The organism is Duganella sp. GW821-FHT01E12 (genome assembly GCF_059422325.1).
This window is the reverse complement of the sequence record NZ_JBWKWR010000010.1, coordinates 75496-95500: the sequence shown is the minus strand read 5'-3', so window position 1 is coordinate 95500 and position 20005 is coordinate 75496. Positions and strand designations below refer to the sequence as shown.

The window sequence follows — 20005 nt, the reverse complement described above, 5'->3', positions numbered from 1 at the left end:
CTTCTGCGGATAGCTGAAAATGCTTTTATCGTCAGGCGGGGAGCGCGAAGTCCAGCGTCAGCGTGCAGCCGCGCCCCGGTGCGTACTGGCCGATATCGAGCCGCCCGCCCAGCGATTCGACCCGCTGCGCCATGCCGATCAAGCCGAAGGACTCGCTCTTGCCGCGGTGCTGGGGCGCGATGCCGACGCCGTTGTCGCTGACGCTGAAGCGCAGCCGCCCGTCGCGCCGCGCCAGTTGCACGTCCACGCGGGTGGCGCTGGCGTGGCGCCGCACATTGCTCAGCGCCTCCTGCAGGCTGCGGAACAGCACGATCTGCATGGCCGGCGCGAGCGCGGCGCACACCGCGTCGTCGGGCAGCGCCAGCGTGCATTCCAGTCCGCTGCGCTTGCGGAACTCGCCCACCTGCCATTCCAGCGCGGCCTGCAGCCCCAGGTCCAGCACCGCCGGCCGCAGCTCGTTCATGATCCCGCGTACGCTGCTGATGGTGGTGTCCACATTCTCCAGCACCGCGTCCACCCGCTGGTGCAGGCGCGCATGGCGCCCGCTGGTGCGGGCGCTGAGCATGGAGATATCGATGCGCAGCGCCATCAGGTTCTGTCCCAGTTCGTCGTGGATGTCGCGGGCGATGCGGGTGCGCTCGCTCTCCTTGACCGTCTCCAGGTGCTCGGCCAGCTTGCGCAGCTGCTCGCGCGATTCGTGCAGCGCGGCCTCGGTGCGCTTGCGCTCCACCACCTCCAGCATCAGCTGGCGATTGGCCTCCGTCAGTTCGGCGGTGCGCTCGGCCACCCGCACATCGAGCTCGCGCGACAATTTCAGCAGCGCGGCCTCGGCCTGCTGGCGCGCGGTGACGTCGGAGAACACGCCGATGTAATGGCTGATCGCGCCATCGTCGTCGCGCACCACCGTCAACGACATCGAGGCCACGTAAGGCGTGCCTTCGCGGCGGCGGTTGTACACCTCGCCCTGCCAGCGGCCGTAGCTGCGCAGGCAGCGCATCGCCTCGGCGTGGTAGCCGGCCGGATGCGCGCCGGGACGGCCCAGGAAGCGCGGATTGCGGCCCAGCGCCTCCTCCACCGCGTAGCCGGTCAGCTTGGTGAAGGCGGGATTGACGAAGACGATGTTCTGCGCGGCGTCGCACACCAGCACCGCCTCGTCGATGCTGTCGAGGACCTGGAAGGCGCGCCGGCGCGCATCTTCGCGCACACCCTCGGTGCCGATGTCGGACAGGATCATGCGGCAGGTGCGGGCCACCGGGTCCATGTTGGCCTCGATGCGGACCTGGCGCAGCGCCTGCGGCGCCGGGCGGGCGCGCCGGTCGAACAACGGCACTTCCAGCACCGCGCGTCCGCCGTTGGCGAGCAAATCATGCAGGAAGACCCGCAGCGTGGGCTGCGCCTGCGGCGCCACGAACTGCTCGAAGCCGCGCCCCGGCAAATCGTCCAGCGCGCGCGCCAGCAGCACGGCGGCGGCCTGGTTGGCGCGGGTGATGCGGCCGTCCGCGTCGAGCGACAGGTAGCCGGCCGGCGCATGATCGTACAACTCCGCGTAGCTGTCGCGCCCCGCCTCGGCCAGGTCGCGCTCCGCCTGCAGCTCGGCCAGCGCCATGTTCTGCATATCGAGCTCGATCTGGTTGACCTGCAGTTCGTGCCAGCGCTTGAGTTCATCGCTGCCGGCGCCGCTCGCCGGCGGCTTCACTTTCGGCAGCGCCGCCACCGTCAGTTCGGCGATCTGGCGCAATTGCTGCGGATCGAGTTCGGGACGCTGGCGGTGGCTCATGCTGGTCCTATTCTTTCTGCATCGACCGCAGCTGCGCCTCCAGCTGCTTCGATTCGGTGATGTTGATGAAGGTGACGACCACGCCATCGATCACGTTGTCCACGGTGCGGTAAGGCATGATGCGCACCGTGTACCAACCGCCGCTGTTGGTCGGCACCTGGCGTTCGCGGAACACCAGCGTACGCAGCACCTCGCGCGCGTCGGACTCCAATTCAGGATACTGTAAATCGTTGACGATGTCGCTCAGCGGCCGGTTCACGTCACCCGGTATCAGCTTGTAAATATGCTTGCTCTGATCGGTGAAGCGGCGGATGCGCAGCTCACCGTCGAGGAAGATAGTGGCGATGTCGGTGCTGTTGAGCAGATTCTTCATATCGCCGTTCACCACCGACAGGTCGTCGACCTTCGATTGCAGCTCGGCGTTGACGGTGTACAGCTCCTCGTTCAGCGACTGCATCTCTTCCTTGGAGGTGGTCAGCTCCTCGTTGGTCGATTGCAGTTCCTCGTTGGTGGACTGGAGTTCCTCGTTGGCCGACTTGAGCTCCTCGCGCGAGGCTTGCATCTCGGCCCGCACCGCCTGGATCTCCATCCGCGCCTGCGCCAGCTGCTGCTCCAGTTCCAGCACATACGGATTGCTGGAACGCGAACGGCGCTTTTCCGGCGGCAGCGGCACATTGGCCAGGGTCAGCATGACGGTGCCGGCCAGCGGGCCATCGCCCGGCATGGCCTCGGCGGTCAGGTCCAGCGCCTGCGTGGGCTTGCCGGCATCGTCGCGCAGGACCAGGCCGCGCACCGCGATCGCGCCCTCGCCCGTGGCCGCGCGCTTGAGCAGGTCGGCCAGCTCGTGCCGCAGGCCGTCGCGCGCCATCGCATGGATGTTCCAGTTGGCCTTGCCGGCGGCCGGCTCCAGGTAGGCGCCGGTGCGGCCGTGGATGTACAGGATATCGCCATGGACGTTGAGCAGCACGGCGGCCGGCGTATGCTTCTTGAGCAGCTGCTGCTCGACCTGGAGTTGGAGATTACCGTTCATGGATGGCTGATGAGGTTCACTTGCTGTGGGGGCGGACACGCCGTTGACGCGGGTCGGGAAATAGTTGGCCACGCGATGGATGGACGCGTCGAGCCGGCGGTAAATATGGCCCGCGCTGGTCATCGGCGCGAACAACTCGCTGTAATGGCCGGGCGTATCGGCGCTGCCCAGCATCAGCATACCGTCGTTCTTCAACGCGTAGTGGAACAGGGGGATCAACTGCTCCTGCAGCTTGGCCGTGAAGTAAATCAGCAGGTTGCGGCAGCACAGTATATCGAGCTTGGTGAACGGTGGGTCGGAAATGATGTTCTGGCGCGCGAAGATGATGGTGTTGCGCACGTCCTTGCGGATGCGGTAGCCGCCATTCTCGGCCGGCACGAAGTAACGCTGCAGCAGCGCCGGCGGCAGGTCGGCTTCGATGGCGGCGCCGAACACGCCCTGGCGCGCACGGTCGATGGCGTCGTCATCGAGATCGGTGGCGAATATCTGCAGCGTGTAGCGCGCCGCCGGGCGCACCCGCTCCAGCACTTCATTGAAGGCGATCGCCAGCGAATACGCTTCCTCGCCGGTCGAGCAGGCAGGCACCCAGGCCTTGAAGGCGGCGCCGCCCGGATGCGCCTCCAGCAGCTGCGGCAACCCGGTCGCCATCAGGTAGTCCCACACCCTGGAATCGCGGAAGAAATTGGTCACGCCGATCAGCAGCTCCTTGAACAGCAGCTCGATCTCGGCCGGATTCTGGTCCAGATAGTCGACATAGTCGGCCAGTGTCGCGCACTGGCACACCTTCATCCGGCGCTCGATGCGGCGCAAGACGGTGCTCAGTTTGTACTCGGAAAAATTGGCGCCGGTCTGCTTGAGCAGCAGCTGGAACAACTGCTGCAATGCGTCGCGCTGAACGGCCGCTTCGACTGGCAGGCTCGGTTCCCGGACATTCAGCCAACTGGCGAGATGGGCCGCCATCTCGCTCGGCAGCGCGACGATATCGACCACGTCGGCGCCAATGGCGCTGAGCGGCATCGGATCGAAGCGGGCCGACGCCGGCTGCTGCGCCAGCGTCAAGCCGCCGGCTTCGCGCACCGCACGCAGGCCCAGCGTGCCGTCGGAGCCCATGCCGGAAAAGACCATGGCCACCGCCTGTTCGCCGCTGCGCGCGGCCAGCGCCTGGAAGAAGCTATCGATGGGATAACGATGGCCGCGCGCGCCGCACGGCGGCAGCACGGCAAAGGCGGAACCGTCGAAACCGAGGTCTCGGCCCGGCGGGATCACGTACACGTGGTCGGCTTCGACCTGCATGCCATGCTCGATCTCATGCACCGGCATGCGCGTGACCCGTTGCAGCAACTCCGGCAGCATGGCCTTGTGAGTCGGATCGAGATGCTGGACGATGACATAGGCGAAGCCGCTGGCCGGCGGCACCCCGACCAGGAATTCGCAGATCGGATCGAGGCCGCCCGCGGATGCGCCAACACCCACCACCGGCACCAGGCCAAGGGCGGGCTTCGCCACCGGCTCGTCGATGGCGGATACTGCGGCTGCATGAGCAGTTGGTTTCGTCATCGTGGCTTGGCGACAGCTGGAACAGTCCTGCACCGGCGGTCAGGCGTCTCGGAAAAGTGGTATTTGTTTACATCTTGCCAGATGATTATACAAACACCCCACCCAAAAACCAAGCACCCGCGCCCTGCCTTACAACACTCTAATCGCTAGCAGCATGCCAGCCGCCGCCGAGCGACTGGATCAGCGCCACCGCCGTGGTCTGGCGGTCGGCCTGCGATTGCACCAGCGCGCGGCGCGCGGCCAGCGCGGTGTTCTGCGCCGTCACCACGTCGCTGTAGCCGACCTGGCCGGCGCGGTAGCGGTTGAGCATCTGCGCCTCGACCTGGTCGGCCGCCTCGGAGGCGATCTTGCGCAGGTCCTGTTGCTGGGCCAGCGCGCGGGTCGCGGCCAGCTGGTTCTCCACGTCCGCGAACGCGGCCAGCACCGTCTGGCGATACTGGGCGATGGCCGCGTCGCGCTGCGCCTCGGCGCCGCTGACGCGGGCCCTGGTGGCGCCGGCGTCGAACAAGGTCTGCGCCGCCGACAAGCCCAGGGACCACAGGTTGTTGGAGGCGTTGAACAAGCCGCCGGTGGAGCTGGAGCCGTAGCCGAAGGAGCCGGTCAGGTTCAGGCTGGGGAAGTAGGCGCTGCGCGCCACGCCGATCTGCTCATTGGCGGCAGCCACGCGGCGCTCGGCGGCGGCGATGTCCGGGCGCCGCTGCAGCAACGTCGATGGCACGCCGGCCGGCACGTCGGGCACCACCACCTTCCACGGCGCCGGCGGCAGGCTGAAATCGCTGGCGGCCTTGCCCAGCAGGACCGCGATCGCATGTTCCAGCGTGGCGCGCTGGCGCGTCAGCGTGACCTGGTCGATGCGGGCGTTGGCCAGCTGGGTTTGCGCCTGCAGCAGGTCCGACTTGGCGGCGATGCCGGCGTCGAAGCGGTTCTGCGTGATCTGCAGCACGCGCTCGTAGCCCTCGGTGGTGGCGTCGAGCAGCGCCTTCTGCGCGTCGGTCTGGCGCAGCGAGAAGTAGTTGGTGGCCAGCTCGCCCTGCGCCGACAGGCGCGCGGCGGCCAGTTCGGCGGCGCTGGCCTGCATGCTGGCGCTGGCGTTGTTGGCGTTCGCGCGCAGCTTGCCCCACACGTCCGGCTCCCAGCTGCCGCCGATGCTGGTGCGGTACTGGTTGGCGGTCGGCGTGTTGCCGCCACCGCCGGAGCGGTTGGCGCTGCCATTCAGCGTGGCGGACGGGAACAGCGAGGCGCGCTGCTGCTCCACCAGCGCCCGCGCCTGCGCGTAGTTGGCCACGGCGGCGGCGACGTTCTGGTTCGAGACCTCGATGCTGTCGGCCATCTGGTTCAGCAGCGCGTCGCCGAACAGCTGCCACCACGGGCCGCGTTCCAGCGCGTCGGCCGGCGCGGCGGCGGTCCAGCCGGCGGCGACTTTCTCGGCCTCGCTGGCGGTCTCCTTGTAGGCCGACGGCTGCGGCGTGGACGGCAACTGGTAGGCCGGGCCGACCGCGCAGCCGCTGGCCAGCAAGGCGGCCAGCGCGATCAGGGGGTAACGGGAGGATGGTGCGTATTTACTCATGGTGTGCTCGGCGCTTCGCTGTGGATGCGGCTTAAATGTTGTTCGGACGCGCCGCGGCGGCGCAGCTTGTCCATCAGGATGTAGACCACCGGTGTGGTCAGCAGCGTCAATACCTGGCTGGCGATCAAGCCGCCGATGATGGCCACGCCCAGCGGCTGGCGCAGCTCGGAGCCTTCGCCGAAGCCGATCGCCAGCGGCAGCGCGCCCAGCGCGGCGGCCAGTGTGGTCATCAGGATCGGGCGGAAGCGCAACAGGCAGGCCTCGCGCACCGCCTGCACCGGCGTCAGGCCGCGCGAGCGTTCCGCCTCCAGCGCGAAGTCGATGATCAGGATGGCGTTCTTCTTGACGATACCAATCAGCAGGAAGATGCCGATCAGCGAAATCGTCGAGAACTCCATCTTGAAGATCAGCAGCGCCAGCACCGCGCCCACGCCGGCCGACGGCAGCGTGGTGAGCACGGTTACCGGATGCACCAGGCTTTCGTACAGGATGCCCAGCACAATGTAGATCACCACGATGGCGGCCAGGATCAGCAGCGGCAGCGACTTGTTGCTGTCCTGCGCGGCCTTGGCCGAACCCTGGAAGCTGCCGCGCACATTGTTCGGCATGCCGATTTCCGCTTCGGCCGCCTTGATCTGCTCCGCCGCGTCGGACAGGCTGGCGCCCGGCTGCAGGTTGAAGGCGATGGTGGTCGCCAGTTCGCCGTCCTGGTGGTTGATCGATGTCGGCGCCGAGCTCTCGGCGAAGCTGGCCAGCGCCGACAGCGGCACCATGGTGGTGGCCTTGGTGCTCAACGCGGAGCCGGATGACGCATCCTTGACCGCCGGCGCTGCGACGTTGGCCGGCGTGGCGCTGGCCGTGCTGGTGCTGGTGCCGCTCGTGCCGGTAACGCTGCCCGTCGCGGCCACCGTCAGCGCCACCGGCGCGCCATTGGGATTGCTGGCGCTCGGCGCGGGCAGGCCTTTCGACGGCACGTGCACATCGTTCAACGCCGCCGGGCTCTTGGCGAACTCGCGCGGCACTTCCATGATGACGTGATACTGGTTCAACTCACCGTAGATGGTCGCCACCTGGCGCTGGCCGAAGCTGTCGTACAAGGCGTTATCGACATCGCGCGCCGACAGTCCGAGGCGCGAAGCGCTGTTCTTGTCGATGGTGACGAAGGTCTCGACGCCGTTGTCCGCCTGGTCGGTATCGACGTCGGTCAGCGCCTTCTGGCCCTTCATCGCATCGGCGAGACGGCTGGCCCACTTCTTCAAATCGGCCTGGTTGTCGCTCTTGAGCGTGTACTGGTAGTTGGAGTTGGCCTGTCGTCCGCCGGCCCGCAGATCCTGCACGGGGCTCAGGAACAGGCTCACGCCCGTCACCCTGGCCAGCTTGGGACGCAGCCGGGCGATCACCGCCTGCCCCGCCACCGTGCGCTGGTTGGCCGGCTTCAGGTTGATGAACATGAAGCCGCCGCCGGCGCGGCGGCCACCGGTAAAGCCCACCACCGTGGCGACATCGGGATCGTCCTTGATGATGTTGACCAGCTGGCGCAGCTTGCCCTGCATGGCCTGGAACGAGATGCTCTGGTCGGCGCGGATGCCGCCGTTGATCTGGCCCGTGTCCTGCTGCGGGAAGCCGCCCTTTGGAATCGCGGCGAACAGGTAGAAATTCAGGCCGATCACGAACACAAGGCTCAGCATCACCAGCCAGACGCTCGACAGCGCCCAGTCCAGGCTATGCTCGTAGCCCTTGAGGATGAAATCGAAACCGCGCTCGAAGAACCGGGCGATGCGGCCCGGCGGCTTGGCGTGCGTGTGGCCGGGCTTGAGCAGCCAGGCGCACATCATCGGCGTGGTGGTCAGCGAGACCACCAGCGAAATCATCACCGCCGCCGACAGCGTCACGGCAAACTCCTTGAACAACGCGCCGAACTGGCCGCCCATGAACAGCAGCGGAATGAACACCGCGATCAGCGAAAGGCTGATCGACAGCACGGTGAAGCCCACCTCGCGCGCGCCCAGCAGCGCCGCCTCGAAGCGGTTCATGCCGGCCTCGATATGGCGGGTGGTATTTTCCAGCACCACGATGGCGTCATCGACCACAAAGCCGGTGGCCACCGTCAGCGCCATCAGCGACAGGTTATTCAGGCTGAAGCCCAGCAGGTACATCGCGCCGAAGGTGCCCAGCAGCGAGACGATGGTCGCCACCGCCGGCACGATGGTGGCGCGCACGCTGCGCAGGAAGGCGCTCACCACCAGCACCACCAGCAGGATCGAAATGATCAGCGTGATCTCGATCTCGTGCAGCGACGAGCGGATCGAATTGGTGCTGTCGCTGGCGACGTCGATCTTGACGTCGGACGGCAACTGCGCCTGCAACTGCGGCAGCTGCGCGCGCACGCTGTTGACGGTCTCGATGACGTTGGCGCCGGCCTGCGAACGCAGGATGACGATGATCGCCGGCTTGCCGTTGAACAGGCCAAGATTGTTGTTGTCCTCGACGCCGTCGATCACCTGCGCCACGTCCTGCAACCGGATCGCGCTGTCGTTGCGCCAGCCAACCACCAGGTTGCGGTAGTCGGCGGCGGAGCGCCCGCCGCTGGCGTGGGCCGACTCGGTATAGATCTGCAGGCGGCGGCCATTGCCCTGCAATGCGCCGCGCGGACGATTGGCGTTGGTGGCCTGGATGGCCGCGCGCACGTCCTCCGCCGACACGCCGTAGCGGTTCAGCGCATACGGATTGAGTTCGACGCGCACCGCCGGCAGCGAGCTGCCGCCCAGTTCCACATCGCCCACGCCGGTCACCTGCGACAAGCGTTGCAGCACGGTGTTGGAGACGGCGTCGAAGATCTGGCCCGGCGTGCGGGTTTCCGACGTCAGCGCCAGGATCATCACCGGGATGCCGGAGGTGTTGGCCTTGCGGTAGGTCGGGTTGCTGCGCAGCGTGGCCGGCAGATCGACGCGGCTGGCGTTGATCGCCGCCTGCACCTCGCGTGCGACCGAGTCGACGTTGCGGTTCAAGTCGAACTGCAGGGTCACGCTGGAGGAGCCGGTGTTCGATTGCGACGTCATCTCGTTGACGCCGGCGATCACGCCCAAGTGGCGCTCCAGCGGCGTGGACACGCTGGTGGCCATGGTCGCGGGGCTGGCGCCCGGCAGGTTGGCGTTGACCGAGATGACCGGGAAGTCCACCTGCGGCAGCGGCGCCACCGGCAGCACGAAGAACGCGCCGATGCCGGCCAGCGCCAGGCCGCACGTCAACAGGACGGTGGCGATCGGACGCTTGACGAAGGGCGACGACAGGTTCACAGCGCACCACCTTCAACGGAAGCCGGCGGCTGCGCGGGCTTGCCGCCGCCGAAGCGGCGCGCCAGGCTGTCGAAGCCGAGGTAGATCACCGGCGTGGTGAACAGCGTGAGCATCTGGCTGACGATCAAGCCGCCGAAGATGGCCAGGCCCAGTGGACGACGCAGCTCGGCGCCCTCGCCCCAGCCCAGCATCAACGGCACGGCGGCGAACAGCGCGGCCAGGGTCGTCATCAGGATGGGGCGGAAGCGCAGCAGCGCGGCCTGGTGGATCGCCTCGCGCGGCGGCTTGCCCTCCTCCCGCTCCGCCTCGATGGCGAAGTCGATCATCATGATGGCGTTCTTCTTGACGATACCGATCAGCAGGATGATGCCGATGATGCCGATCACGCCCAGATCCTGGCCGCTGACCAGCAGCGCCAGCAAGGCGCCCACGCCGGCCGACGGCAGCGTCGACAAAATCGTCAGCGGATGGATATAGCTTTCATACAGCACGCCAAGCACGATGTAGACGCAGATCACGGCGGCCAGGATCAGCCACAGTTGGTTCGACAGCGAGTTCTGATAGGCGCCGGACGCGCCAAGGAAGGTCAGCGTGACCGAGGCCGGGAACTTGATCTCGGCGGCGGCCTGCTTGATGGAGTCCACCGCCGTGCCGAGCGAAACGCCGGGCGCCGTGTCGAAGCCCAGCGTGGTGGCCGGGTACTGCGCCACGTGCGTCACCTGCAGCGGCGCGGCGCGCTCGCTGATGGTCGCCACCGCCGACAGCGGCGTGGCCTTGCCGGAGCCGGTGCGGATCTGCAGGTTGCCCAGGTCGGCCGGCGTGGTGATGTCATCGCGGCGCGCTTCCAGGATCACGCGATACTGGTTGGTCTCGGTGAAGATGGTCGAGACGATGCGCTGGCCGAAGGCGCTGTACAAGGCGTCGTCGATCGAGGCGGCGGTGATCGACATGCGCGAGGCGCTGTCGCGGTCCACGGTGACGTAGGCCGCGTTGGCGCTGGCGCCGACGTCGGAGACCACGTTGCGCAGCTCCTGCTTGGTGCGCATTTGCTCGGCCAGTTTGGTGGCCCACTGGTTGACGGTGGCGTTGTCCGCGCCTTCGATCGACACGCGGAACTGGGTCGGGCCGGATTCGGCGTCGATGGTCAAGTCCTGGGTCGGTTGCAGGTACAGCGTCAGGCCGGGGATCTGCGACACGCGCTGGCGCAGGCGGTCCATGGTCTGCTGCTGGCTGCCGGTGCGCTGGTGTTTCAGGTTGATCAGCATGCTGCCGGTGTGGAGCATGGTGTTGTTGGCGGCGTCCACGCCGACCACGGAGCTGAGCGTGGCGACGTCCGGATCTTCCAGGACCAGGCGCGCGGCCTGCTGCTGCAGCTCCGCCATCTTCGCATAGGACACGGCCTTGCCGGTCTCCAGGCGCGCCTGCAGCTGCCCCGTGTCCTGCGTCGGGAACAGGCCTTTCGGGATCACCACGTACAGCAGCACCGTCAGCGCCATCGTGCCCAGGGCGACCAGCAGCGTCAGGCCGGCGTGGTTCAGCACCCAGGTCAGCGAACGGTCGTAGTGGTTGATCACCCAGTCGAAGAACTGCTGGAAGCGGCGGGCGAAGCGACCAGGCTTCTCTTCGGCGTGGCTCTTGAGCCAGCGCGCCGACATCATCGGCACCAGCGTCAGCGACACCACGGCGGAAATCAAAATGGTGATCGCCAGCGAGATCGCGAATTCGCGGAACAGGCGGCCCACCACGTCGCCCATGAACAGCAGCGGAATCAGCACGGCGATCAGCGACACCGTCAGCGAGATGATGGTGAAGCCGATCTGCTTTGCGCCCTTGAGCGCGGCGGCCATCGGCGTCTCGCCCTCCTCGATGTAGCGGGCGATGTTCTCGATCATGACGATCGCGTCGTCCACCACGAAGCCGGTGGCGATGGTCAGCGCCATCAGCGACAGGTTGTTCAGGCTATAGCCGAGCAAATACATCACGCCGCAGGTGCCGATCAGCGAAATCGGCACCGACAGGCTGGCGATCACGGTGGCGCGCAGGCTATGCAGGAAGGCGAAGATCACCAGCACCACCAGCACCACGGCCAGCAGCAGCTCGGTCTCCACGTGTTCGACCGAGGCGCGGATGCCGGTGGTGCGGTCGCTCAGCACTTCGACCTTCATCGCGCCCGGCAGGCCGGCCTGCAGCTCCGGCAGGCGCGCCTTGATGGCGTCGACGGTGGCGATGACGTTGGCGCCGGGCTGGCGCTGCACGTTGAGGATGATGGCCTTCCTGTTGCCGGACCAGGCGCCCAGTTCGACGTTCTCCGCGCTGTCCTTGACAGTGGCGACGTCGGTCAGGCGCACCGGGGCGCCGTTTTTATAGGCCAGGATCAGCTCTTTGTAATCCTTGGCCGTCACCAGTTGATCGTTGGCGTTGATGCTGTAGGCGCGGGTCGGGCCGTCGAAGCTGCCCTTGGCGCCATTGGCGTTGGCGGCGGTGATCGCGGTGCGCAGCGTGTCCAGCCCCAGGCCGTAGGACGCCAGCGCGTTGGTGTCCGCCTGGATCCGCACGGCCGGACGCTGGCCGCCGCTCAGCGTCACCAGGCCGACGCCGGACACTTGGCTGATCTTCAGCGCCAGGCGGGTGTTGACCACGTTCTGCACCTCGGTCAGCGGCATCGTGTCCGAGGTGATGGCCAGCGTCAGCACCGGCGCGTCGGCCGGGTTGACCTTGGCGTAGACCGGCGGCGCCGGCAGGTCGGTCGGCAGCAGCGAGGCGCCGGCGTTGATCGCGGCCTGCACTTCCTGCTCGGCCACGTCCAGCGTCTGGCCCAGGCCAAACTGCAGGGTGATGATGGAGACGCCAGCGGCGCTGGTGGAACTCATGCGCTGCAGGCCGGCCATCTGGCCGAACTGGCGCTCCAGCGGCGCGGTCACGGTCTGGCCCATCACTTCGGGGCTGCCGCCGGGGTACAGCGTCTGCACCTGAATGGTGGGGAAGTCCACCTGCGGCAGCGCGGACAGCGGCAGGAACTTGAAGCCAACGATGCCGGCCAGGACGATCGCCAGCATCAGCAGCGATGTCGCTACCGGCCGCTGGATGAAGGGTGCTGATGGACTCATTGTTGTGCCGCGCCCTGTTCTTTACGATGATGACGGCGCTCGCCTTCCGCTGGCGCGGAGGACGCGTCGGCCGCCGAAGCCGAAGCAGGCGTGGACGCCGCCGAAGCCGCAGCCTCGCCGGCCGCGCCATCGCGCTTGCCCTTCCAGCCGCCCGCGCGCTCGCCGCCAGCGCCGTCACGGCGGCCCTTGCCCTCACCCGGCAGCGTGACCTTGGCGCCTTCCTTCAGTCGGTCCCCACCCTCGGTGATCACCTGCTCGCCCAGTTGCAGGCCGCTGGCGATTTGCACCTTGTCGACCGTGGCCTGGCCGCGCGTGACCGCGCGGATGGTGACGGTCTTGTCGGCCTTGAGCACGTAGACGAAATCGCCGTTGGCGCCGTGGCGCACCGCCGTCACCGGCACCATCACCGCGTCCTTGATCGTGCGCAGCTCCAGCCGCACGTTGACGAACTGGCTAGGGAACAGTGTCGACTTGGCGTTGGCGAAGCGCGCCTTGGCCTTCACGGTGCCGGTCTGCACATCGACCTGATTGTCCATGGCCGAGAATTTGCCGTTGTCCAGCGCATTGGTGCGGGTGCGGTCCAGCGCGATGGCCGGCAGCTGCGCGCCGGCGTTCACCTGCTGCATCACCATTGGCACGCTGTCCTGCGGGATCGAGAACTCCACATCGATGGGCGACAGCTGCGTGATCACGGCGATGCCGCTGGCGTCGCCGGAGCCCACCAGGTTGCCGATATCGACCACGCGCAGGCCCACGCGGCCGGTGATCGGCGCGATCACCTTGGTGTAGCCCAGATTCAGCTTGGCCGTGCCTTCCTGCGCGCGGTCGGTCATCACCGTGCCTTCGAGCTGCTTGACCAATGCGGCCTGCGTGTCCACGTCCTGGCGCGCGATCGAGTCCTGCCCCAGCAGCGTGCGATAGCGGTTCAAAGTGAGCTTGGCGTTTTCCAGCTGCGCCTCGTCGCGCTGGCGTTGGCCGGAAGCCTGCAGCAGCGCCATTTCGAATTGGCGCGGATCGATCTGCGCCAGCACCTGTCCAGCCTTGACCATCTGGCCTTCCTTGAACAGCACCTGCTGCAATATGCCCGACACTTGCGGACGCACCGTGGTGGTGGCCGCTGCGGTGACCGTGCCCAGGGCCTCCAGCGTGACCGGAATGTCCGCCTTCTCGGCGGTCGCGACGCCCACCGTGGTGGCCGGGCCGCCGCGACGGCCGCCGCCTGGACCACCGGGGCCTCCAGGGCCGCCGGGACCTGGCCCGCCCGCGCCCGGCGCACCAGGCGCGCCGGTGCTTGGCGGCTGGTGCGTCAAGTACCATGCCAGACCGCCCAGCCCCGCCATGGCGGCGATGGCGATCACGCTGCCGACCACCTTGGAACGGCGGCTGCGCTGCGGTGGGGTGGCGGTCTGATTCGGCTTGGCTGGTGTATCCATCGTGGTCCTTTTTAAGCGTGCGTGTCCATGGCAAACACACCATGGCGATCAATCCGTGGACTCTAGCACAGGCATCCCGCCGCTGTCAGTCGCCTCCCCTTAAGGTTACAAACTCGCTACAAATCAAGGACTTTGCGCACTTTGCGTTAATCCAGCTTTACATATCTTTACCAACGCGACATCGCCGCTTCACGCTGGCCGTGCACACTGGCCTCGTTGTCTCCCACATCAACCAAACGAGGACAGAACATGAGTATCTTTAACCGCCAAACCATCGCCGCATTCCTGCTGGGTTCCACACTGGTCGTTGGCGTCGGCGCCTTCGCCGTCGAGCGCCACATGAGCGGGCCGCACGCCGCCATCGACGCCAGCGCCCATATGGACCGCATGCTCAAGCACCTGTACGTCGAAGTCGACGCCACCGATGCGCAGAAGGCCAAGATCGAGCCGCTGGTGAAGGCCGCCATGGCCGATATCAAGCCTATGCACGAACAGCTGCACCAGATCCACCAGCAGGTGATGCAGCAGATGTCCGCCGCCACCATCGACCGTTCGGCGCTGGAAGCCACCCGCGCACAAGGCGTGGCGCTGGCCGACCAGGCATCCAAACGGCTGGTGCAGCTGCTGGCCGACGTAGGTGATACCCTTACGCCGGCGCAGCGCCAGAAGCTGGCGGACCATCTGAGCCAGATGCACGAGCGCCACGGGCATCACGGCTAAGCCGTCCTTGTGGAGCGAGTCGCCTGTCCGTAGAATGGTCCGCGTGAACTTCAACCATGAACCCCATGCCTGACCATATCCTGCTGGTCGAAGACGACCCCCGCCTGGCCGAGATGCTCACCGAGTATCTGAGCCAGGCGGCTTTTCGCGTCACGCACGCGCCCAACGGCCGCGCCGCGCTGGAACACATCGCGGCTGGCGACACCGACGCCGTGATTCTTGATCTGATGCTGCCCGATATGGACGGCCTCGATGTCTGCCGCCAGCTGCGCGCAGTGTCCGACATTCCGGTGCTGATGCTGACCGCGCGCGGCGACGCCATCGACCGCATCATCGGCCTGGAAATCGGCGCCGACGATTACCTGCCCAAACCATTCGAGCCGCGCGAGCTGCTGGCCCGCCTGCGCGCCATCCTGCGCCGCCGCGTCGAGCACCGCCACCAACCGGACAACACGCCTCAACACACCGCCGAGTTCCTGCGCTTCGGCCGGCTGGAGATCGACCCGGCCTCGCACTCGGCGCGGCTGGACGGCGCGCCCTGCGAGCTCACCTCCTACCAGTTCGACCTGCTGCTGGTGCTGGCCCGCCACGCCGGCCGCGTGCTGTCCCGCGACAGCTTGATGGAACTGCTCAAGGGCGAAGCGATGGAAGCCTTCGACCGTTCGATCGACGTCCACATGTCGCGCATCCGCGCCGCCGTCGAGGACGATCCCAAGAAGCCGCGCCGCATCATCACCGTGCGCGGCGCCGGCTACCTGTTCGCCAAGGTGCAGGACTGATGGCCGCCCCGCGCTTCATCTGGGGCCTGCCGCGCCTCTACTTCCGCTTTTACGTGGCGCTGCTGGTCAGCCTGTTGCTGTTCGCGCTGGCCGTGGTGATGGTGTGGAACCGCAGCGGCGGCCCGCTGGAGCGCTCCAATGCCACGCTCGCGATGGTGATCCAGAACGCGCTGGCGCCGGCCGACGCGCCGCCGGCCGCGCAGCAGGCCGCGCTGGAGCACATGGCCGCCGGCCTCGATGCGCGCATGACGCTCTACAGCCGCAATTGGGAACCGCTGGCCGTGATCGGCGCGCCCATCCCCGGACACCGCTGGCGCCAGCACGAGATGGGCGGCCCGCCGCCGGAATCGTACGTGCGCCTGCCGGACGGCCGCCGCCTGCTGTCCAGCGAGCCGCTGGGCTTCACGCGGCCCAAGGCCATGCTGCACAACGCCCTGCTGCTGCTCGCGCTGGGCATCGGCATCGCCGCCTTCCCGCTGGTGCGGCGTCTGACCAAGCGGCTGGAACGCCTGCAGCAAGGCGTGGAGTCGCTGGGCGCGGGCGACCTGACGGCGCGGGTGCCGGTCGAAGGCAAGGACGAAATCGCGCGGCTGGCGCAGAGCTTCAACCGCGCCGCCGACCAGATCGAACAACTGGTGGGCGCGCACAAGACACTGCTGGCCAACGCCTCGCACGAGCTGCGCACGCCGTTGGCGCGCATCCGCCTGGCGCTGGAGTTGATCAAGGACGGCGTCGATCCGAAGCGCCGCGCCGGACTGGAACAGGATATCGCCGAGTTGAACGAACTGTTGGACGAGATCCTGCTGGCCAGCCGCCTGGGCGCCACGCACGACAACGCGGAGCTGGAGGAACTGGATCTGCTGGCGCTGGCGGCGGAGGAATGCGCGCGCTACGACGACGCGCTGCTCAACGGCGCCTCCGCCGTGATGCTGGGCGATCCGCGCCTGCTGCGCCGGCTGCTGCGCAACCTGCTGGAGAACGCGCGCCGCCACGGCGTGCCGCCGGCGCACGTCACCATCGCCTGCGACGAGGGCAAGGCTACGCTTGCGGTCTGGGATAGTGGTCCGGGAATACCGGAAGAGGAATTCGAGCGGGTGTTCGAGCCGTTCTACCGCCGTCGCGGCACGCGCGACAACAGCGGCGCGGGCCTCGGCCTGGCGCTGGTGCGCCAGATCGCCCGCCGCCACGGCGGCGAGGCCCGCTGCGTGCGGATGCCCGATGGCCGCAGCAGCTTCGAGATTACGTTGCCGTTAGCGGTAGCGCCAAAATGAACGCGCAAAGCAACGGCGCCGTAGCAGGCGCCGTTACTCAGCTTAGGGCGATTCGCACAGGCAGTGCGTGATCGCGGTGAACGGCTTGTGCGCCGCCGTGATCTCCGACAGCCAACCCAGGTCGTTGACGATGCCGGTGGCCGCGTTGGGCGGCAGGCCGGTGCTGGCGGTCACGCCCAGCTTGAGCTGCGTGCCGACGGCTTGCGCCACAGATTGGGCCACCGCATGCGCCGCCGAGCCGCCCACCATTTCGATCAGGCGATCGAACTTGCTGGTTTCGCGTTCGATGTAGACCACGCGGTAGTCGGCCAGCTTGGCGCGCTTGGCGGCCGATTTCAGCGCGTCGTTGTAGCTGCCCAGCGTGTCGACCAGGCCGCGCTCCTTCGCTTGCACGCCGGTCCATACGCGGCCCTGCGCCACGGCGTCGATCTTCTCCGGCGTGGTCTTGCGGGCCTTGGCGGCGCGGCCGGTGAACTCGGCGTAGATATGGTTGATGCTGCCCTGGATCACCTGGCCGAAGCGCGGGTCCAGCGGACGCAGTGGATTGCCGGCGTCGCCCAGCCAGGTGGTCGGCTGGCCGGCGGTGTGGATGCCCAGCTTGTCGATCACCTTGTCGGCGGTCGGCAGGATGGCGAACACGCCGATCGAGCCGGTGATGGTGGTCGGCTCGGCGATCACCTCGTCGGACGCCATCGAGATCCAGTAACCGCCGGACGCGGCGACGTTACCCATCGAGACCACCACCGGCTTGCCGGCGGCGCGGGTCAGTTCCAGCTCGCGGCGGATCAGCTCCGAGGCGAAGGCGCTGCCGCCAGGCGAATCGACGCGCAGCACCACGGCCTTGATATGGTCGTCCTCGCGCGCGGCGCGTATCAACTTGGAGGTGGAATCGCCGCCGATGGCGCCGGGACCGGTGCTGCCGTCGCTGATCTCGCCCTGCGCCACGACCACGCCGATGGCGTCGCCGGTCAGCTTGGTGTGCACGCGGGCCAGGTAGTCGTCAAAGCTGATCTGGCGGAAGCTCTTGCCTTCGGTGTCGAGGGCGCCGCGCTTGATCATCATCTCGCGCACTTCGTCCTTGGTTTTCAGGCCGTCGACCAGCTTGGCCGACAGGGTCAGCTTGGCCAGGTCGCCGTTGACGGCGGCCACCTGGGCCGGCAGGTCGTTGATGGTCTTCATGACCTGGCCTTGCGGCAGCTTGCGCGCCTTTTCGACGTCGCCGGTGTAGGAGGCCCACAGCGCGTTGTTCAGGTAGGACTCCGCCTCCACGGCGGCCGGCGAAGGGCCGTTGGCGATGTATGGCTCGCCGAAGCTCTTGTAGGTGCCCACGCGCAGCAGGTTGACCGTCACGCCCAGCTTGTCGAGCGCGTCGCGGTAGTAGTTGCGATAGCGGCCGAAGCCCTCCAGCAGCACCATGCCCATCGGGTGCAGATACACCTCGCTGGCGTGCGCGGCCAGCAGGTACTGGCGCTGGTCGTAGCTCGAACCCCAGGCCACCACCGGCTTGCCGGAGGCCTTGAAGCGGTCGATGCCGGCCGCCACTTCACGCAGCATGGCCTGGCCGCCGCCCTCCATCTCGTCGGTCAGCAGCACGGCGCCGGTGATCTCGGGGTCCTTGGCGGCCGTCTCCAGCACGGACAACACGTCGCGCAGCTGCATCATCTTGTGGTTCTCGCCGCCGCGCACGCTCGTCAGCAGCGCGTCGCGCGCGTTGGAGGCGGACTGTTCGACCAGTTGGCCCTTCAGGTTCAGCACCAGCGTGGTCTTGGGCGCCAGCGGCTTGGCGCCGCCGAAGAAGATCGCGTATCCCAGCACGATCAGCACCAACAGGAACAGCAGGTTCAGCAGCGTGCGGCGGCCGGTGTCCAGCGCGCGCCAGAAAAAGGCAAAGCCGCTGCGAAGGTAGGAAAACGGGGATCTGCTCATCAATACTCCAGGTGATTAGGTGTTACAAGAATGATACTGCATGCCAACGTTACTGTCTCGGTTTGGAAATCAGCAACAGCCCGGCAAACACCAGCAATCCGTTCATGATAAGCAGCTCCAGCCCCAAACGATAGCTGCCGAAGAGAAATTTCTGATTGGAATCAATAACGTAGCACAACACGGGACCGGCCAGCGCGGCCAGCGGCACCAAGCGGTCGCGCACGGCGCGGCGGGTCAGGATGCCGAAGGCGAACAGGCCAAGCAATGGTCCATAGGTATAGCCGGTCAGCTTCAACACAAGGCCGATCATGCTGGCGTCGTCCACCCATTTGAACAGCAGCACCAGCAGCAGGAAGATCGCGCAGAACGCCAGGTGGACGCGGTGGCGCAGGCCCACCTTGGCCGCCTCGGTCAGGCTGGCGCGACGCTGCATGCCGAGGATGTCGATGCAGAAGGACGAAGTCAACGCGGTCATGGCGCCGTCCGCGCTGGGGAACAGCGCCGACACCAGGCCGATGAAGAAAACCAGCTGCACGGCGGCCGGCATGTGCTGCATCACCACGGCGGGGAACAGCTTGTCGCCGGACGCCGTCAGGCCCACCATGGGCGCGTACAGGTGCAGCAGGCCGCCGAGGAACATGAACAGCAGCAGCACGCCGGTCAGCACCACGGTCAGCAACAGCATGTTCTTCTGCGAATCGCGCAGCGTCTGGACCGAGATGTTCTTCTGCATGATCTCCTGGTCCATGCCGGTCATCGCCAGCACGATGAAGAAGCCGGCCAGCACCTGCTTCCAGAAATAGGCGGGACTGTCGACCGAGGTGGTGACCACGTGCGTGAGGCCGCGCGCGTCCATCGCGGCCAGGCTGGCGGGCAGACTCAGGTGCATCTGGCCCAGCAGCCAGCCGGCGCAGATCACCAGGCCCAGCAGCATGCCGCCGGTTTGCAGCATGTCGGTCCAGACGATGGTCTTGACGCCGCCCTTGTATGTGTACAACAGGATCATGGCCAGGATGGCCAGCGTGGTCAGCCAGAACGGCACGCCCAGGCTGTCGAGGATGGAAGCCTGCAGGATGTTCACCACCAGGTACAGCCGCGCCGACGCGCTCAAGGTGCGCGACAGGATGAAGAAGGCGGCGCCGCTCTGGTAGGAGCGCGGGCCCAGGCGCTGCTCGAGGTAGGTGTAGATCGAGGTCAGCTTGAGGCGGTAGTACAGCGGCAGCAGGATATAGGCCACGGCGATGTAGCCCAGCACATAGCCGAGTATCACCTGCAGGTAGCCGAAGCCGTCGCGGCCGATGGCGCCGGGCACGCTGACGAAGGTGACGCCGCTCAGCGTGGTGCCGACCATGCCGAACGCGACCAGCATCCAGTTGCTGCGCTTGTTACCGATGAAGAAGCTGTCGTTGGTGGCGTTGCGGGAGGTGCGCCAGGCGACCAGCAGCAGCAAGGCGAAATAGGCGAAGACCAGGCAAAACAGGGAAACAGCAGACATGAGGGGCGATCCAATGATTCAATTCGCCGCCAATATACACCGGCCGC

At 67.0% G+C, this 20005-nt stretch carries 11 protein-coding genes; 3 read left to right on the top strand and 8 right to left on the bottom strand.

What is annotated here, in order from left to right:
• Window positions 1-31: 31 nt before the first annotated feature.
• The 6 genes from AC07WS_RS23810 to AC07WS_RS23785 all read right to left on the bottom strand — a co-directional run bounded on the left by AC07WS_RS23810 (window position 32) and on the right by AC07WS_RS23785 (window position 13767).
• The gene (locus AC07WS_RS23810) at window positions 32-1777 is read right to left on the bottom strand and encodes a sensor histidine kinase (protein WP_494731453.1); all 1746 of its coding nucleotides are present in this window, start codon (window positions 1775-1777) and stop codon (window positions 32-34) included.
• A 7-nt stretch (window positions 1778-1784) separates the two neighbouring features.
• Window positions 1785-4364, bottom strand: a complete 2580-nt coding sequence (locus AC07WS_RS23805) for a chemotaxis protein CheB (RefSeq protein ID WP_494731452.1) — start codon at window positions 4362-4364, stop codon at window positions 1785-1787.
• A 139-nt stretch (window positions 4365-4503) separates the two neighbouring features.
• Window positions 4504-5931, bottom strand: coding sequence for an efflux transporter outer membrane subunit (locus AC07WS_RS23800; RefSeq protein WP_494731451.1), 1428 nt, complete (start codon window positions 5929-5931; stop codon window positions 4504-4506).
• Window positions 5928-9227: an efflux RND transporter permease subunit gene (locus tag AC07WS_RS23795; protein ID WP_494731450.1), complete on the bottom strand. Its 3300-nt coding sequence runs from the start codon at window positions 9225-9227 to the stop codon at window positions 5928-5930. Before AC07WS_RS23795 ends, AC07WS_RS23800 begins: the two co-directional genes overlap by 4 nt.
• Window positions 9224-12334: an efflux RND transporter permease subunit gene (locus AC07WS_RS23790; protein ID WP_494731449.1), complete on the bottom strand. Its 3111-nt coding sequence runs from the start codon at window positions 12332-12334 to the stop codon at window positions 9224-9226. The genes AC07WS_RS23795 and AC07WS_RS23790 overlap by 4 nt, the downstream gene beginning before the upstream one ends.
• The gene (locus AC07WS_RS23785; protein ID WP_494731448.1) at window positions 12331-13767 is read right to left on the bottom strand and encodes an efflux RND transporter periplasmic adaptor subunit; all 1437 of its coding nucleotides are present in this window, start codon (window positions 13765-13767) and stop codon (window positions 12331-12333) included. The genes AC07WS_RS23790 and AC07WS_RS23785 overlap by 4 nt, the downstream gene beginning before the upstream one ends.
• Before the next feature lie 249 nt (window positions 13768-14016).
• Between AC07WS_RS23785 and AC07WS_RS23780 the strand changes: the two genes are divergently transcribed.
• From AC07WS_RS23780 to AC07WS_RS23770, 3 genes are read left to right on the top strand one after another with little or no spacing between them, the layout of a single operon-like run.
• Window positions 14017-14487, top strand: coding sequence for a Spy/CpxP family protein refolding chaperone (locus tag AC07WS_RS23780; RefSeq protein WP_494731447.1), 471 nt, complete (start codon window positions 14017-14019; stop codon window positions 14485-14487).
• Between the two features lie 56 nt (window positions 14488-14543).
• A complete protein-coding gene (locus AC07WS_RS23775; protein ID WP_494731446.1) occupies window positions 14544-15266 on the top strand; it encodes a response regulator in 723 nt (240 codons plus the stop codon).
• The gene (locus AC07WS_RS23770) at window positions 15266-16537 is read left to right on the top strand and encodes a sensor histidine kinase (RefSeq protein WP_494731445.1); all 1272 of its coding nucleotides are present in this window, start codon (window positions 15266-15268) and stop codon (window positions 16535-16537) included. The genes AC07WS_RS23775 and AC07WS_RS23770 overlap by 1 nt, the downstream gene beginning before the upstream one ends.
• A gap of 42 nt (window positions 16538-16579) precedes the next feature.
• On the opposite strand, the gene sppA is transcribed toward AC07WS_RS23770, so the two are convergent.
• Both sppA and AC07WS_RS23760 read right to left on the bottom strand, forming a co-directional pair.
• Window positions 16580-18463 carry a signal peptide peptidase SppA gene (gene sppA / locus AC07WS_RS23765; RefSeq protein ID WP_494731444.1) on the bottom strand — a complete coding sequence of 628 codons (1884 nt, stop codon included), beginning with the start codon at window positions 18461-18463 and terminating at the stop codon, window positions 16580-16582.
• Window positions 18464-18512: 49 nt separating this feature from the next.
• Window positions 18513-19958 (bottom strand): sodium:solute symporter, encoded by a 1446-nt coding sequence (locus AC07WS_RS23760; protein ID WP_494731443.1) that lies wholly within the window; start codon window positions 19956-19958, stop codon window positions 18513-18515.
• Window positions 19959-20005: the final 47 nt, after the last annotated feature.

Bases quoted from the DNA above. Each gene is read 5' to 3' on its own strand.
- sppA (WP_494731444.1), bottom strand. From the start codon at position 18,463: ATGAGCAGATCCCCGTTTTCCTACCTTCGCAGCGGCTTTGCCTTTTTC.
- AC07WS_RS23760 (WP_494731443.1), bottom strand. From the start codon at position 19,958: ATGTCTGCTGTTTCCCTGTTTTGCCTGGTCTTCGCCTATTTCGCCTTG.
- AC07WS_RS23780 (WP_494731447.1), top strand. From the start codon at position 14,017: ATGAGTATCTTTAACCGCCAAACCATCGCCGCATTCCTGCTGGGTTCC.
- AC07WS_RS23790 (WP_494731449.1), bottom strand. From the start codon at position 12,334: ATGAGTCCATCAGCACCCTTCATCCAGCGGCCGGTAGCGACATCGCTG.
- AC07WS_RS23810 (WP_494731453.1), bottom strand. From the start codon at position 1,777: ATGAGCCACCGCCAGCGTCCCGAACTCGATCCGCAGCAATTGCGCCAG.
- AC07WS_RS23775 (WP_494731446.1), top strand. From the start codon at position 14,544: ATGAACCCCATGCCTGACCATATCCTGCTGGTCGAAGACGACCCCCGC.
- AC07WS_RS23805 (WP_494731452.1), bottom strand. From the start codon at position 4,364: ATGACGAAACCAACTGCTCATGCAGCCGCAGTATCCGCCATCGACGAG.
- AC07WS_RS23785 (WP_494731448.1), bottom strand. From the start codon at position 13,767: ATGGATACACCAGCCAAGCCGAATCAGACCGCCACCCCACCGCAGCGC.
- AC07WS_RS23800 (WP_494731451.1), bottom strand. From the start codon at position 5,931: ATGAGTAAATACGCACCATCCTCCCGTTACCCCCTGATCGCGCTGGCC.
- AC07WS_RS23770 (WP_494731445.1), top strand. From the start codon at position 15,266: ATGGCCGCCCCGCGCTTCATCTGGGGCCTGCCGCGCCTCTACTTCCGC.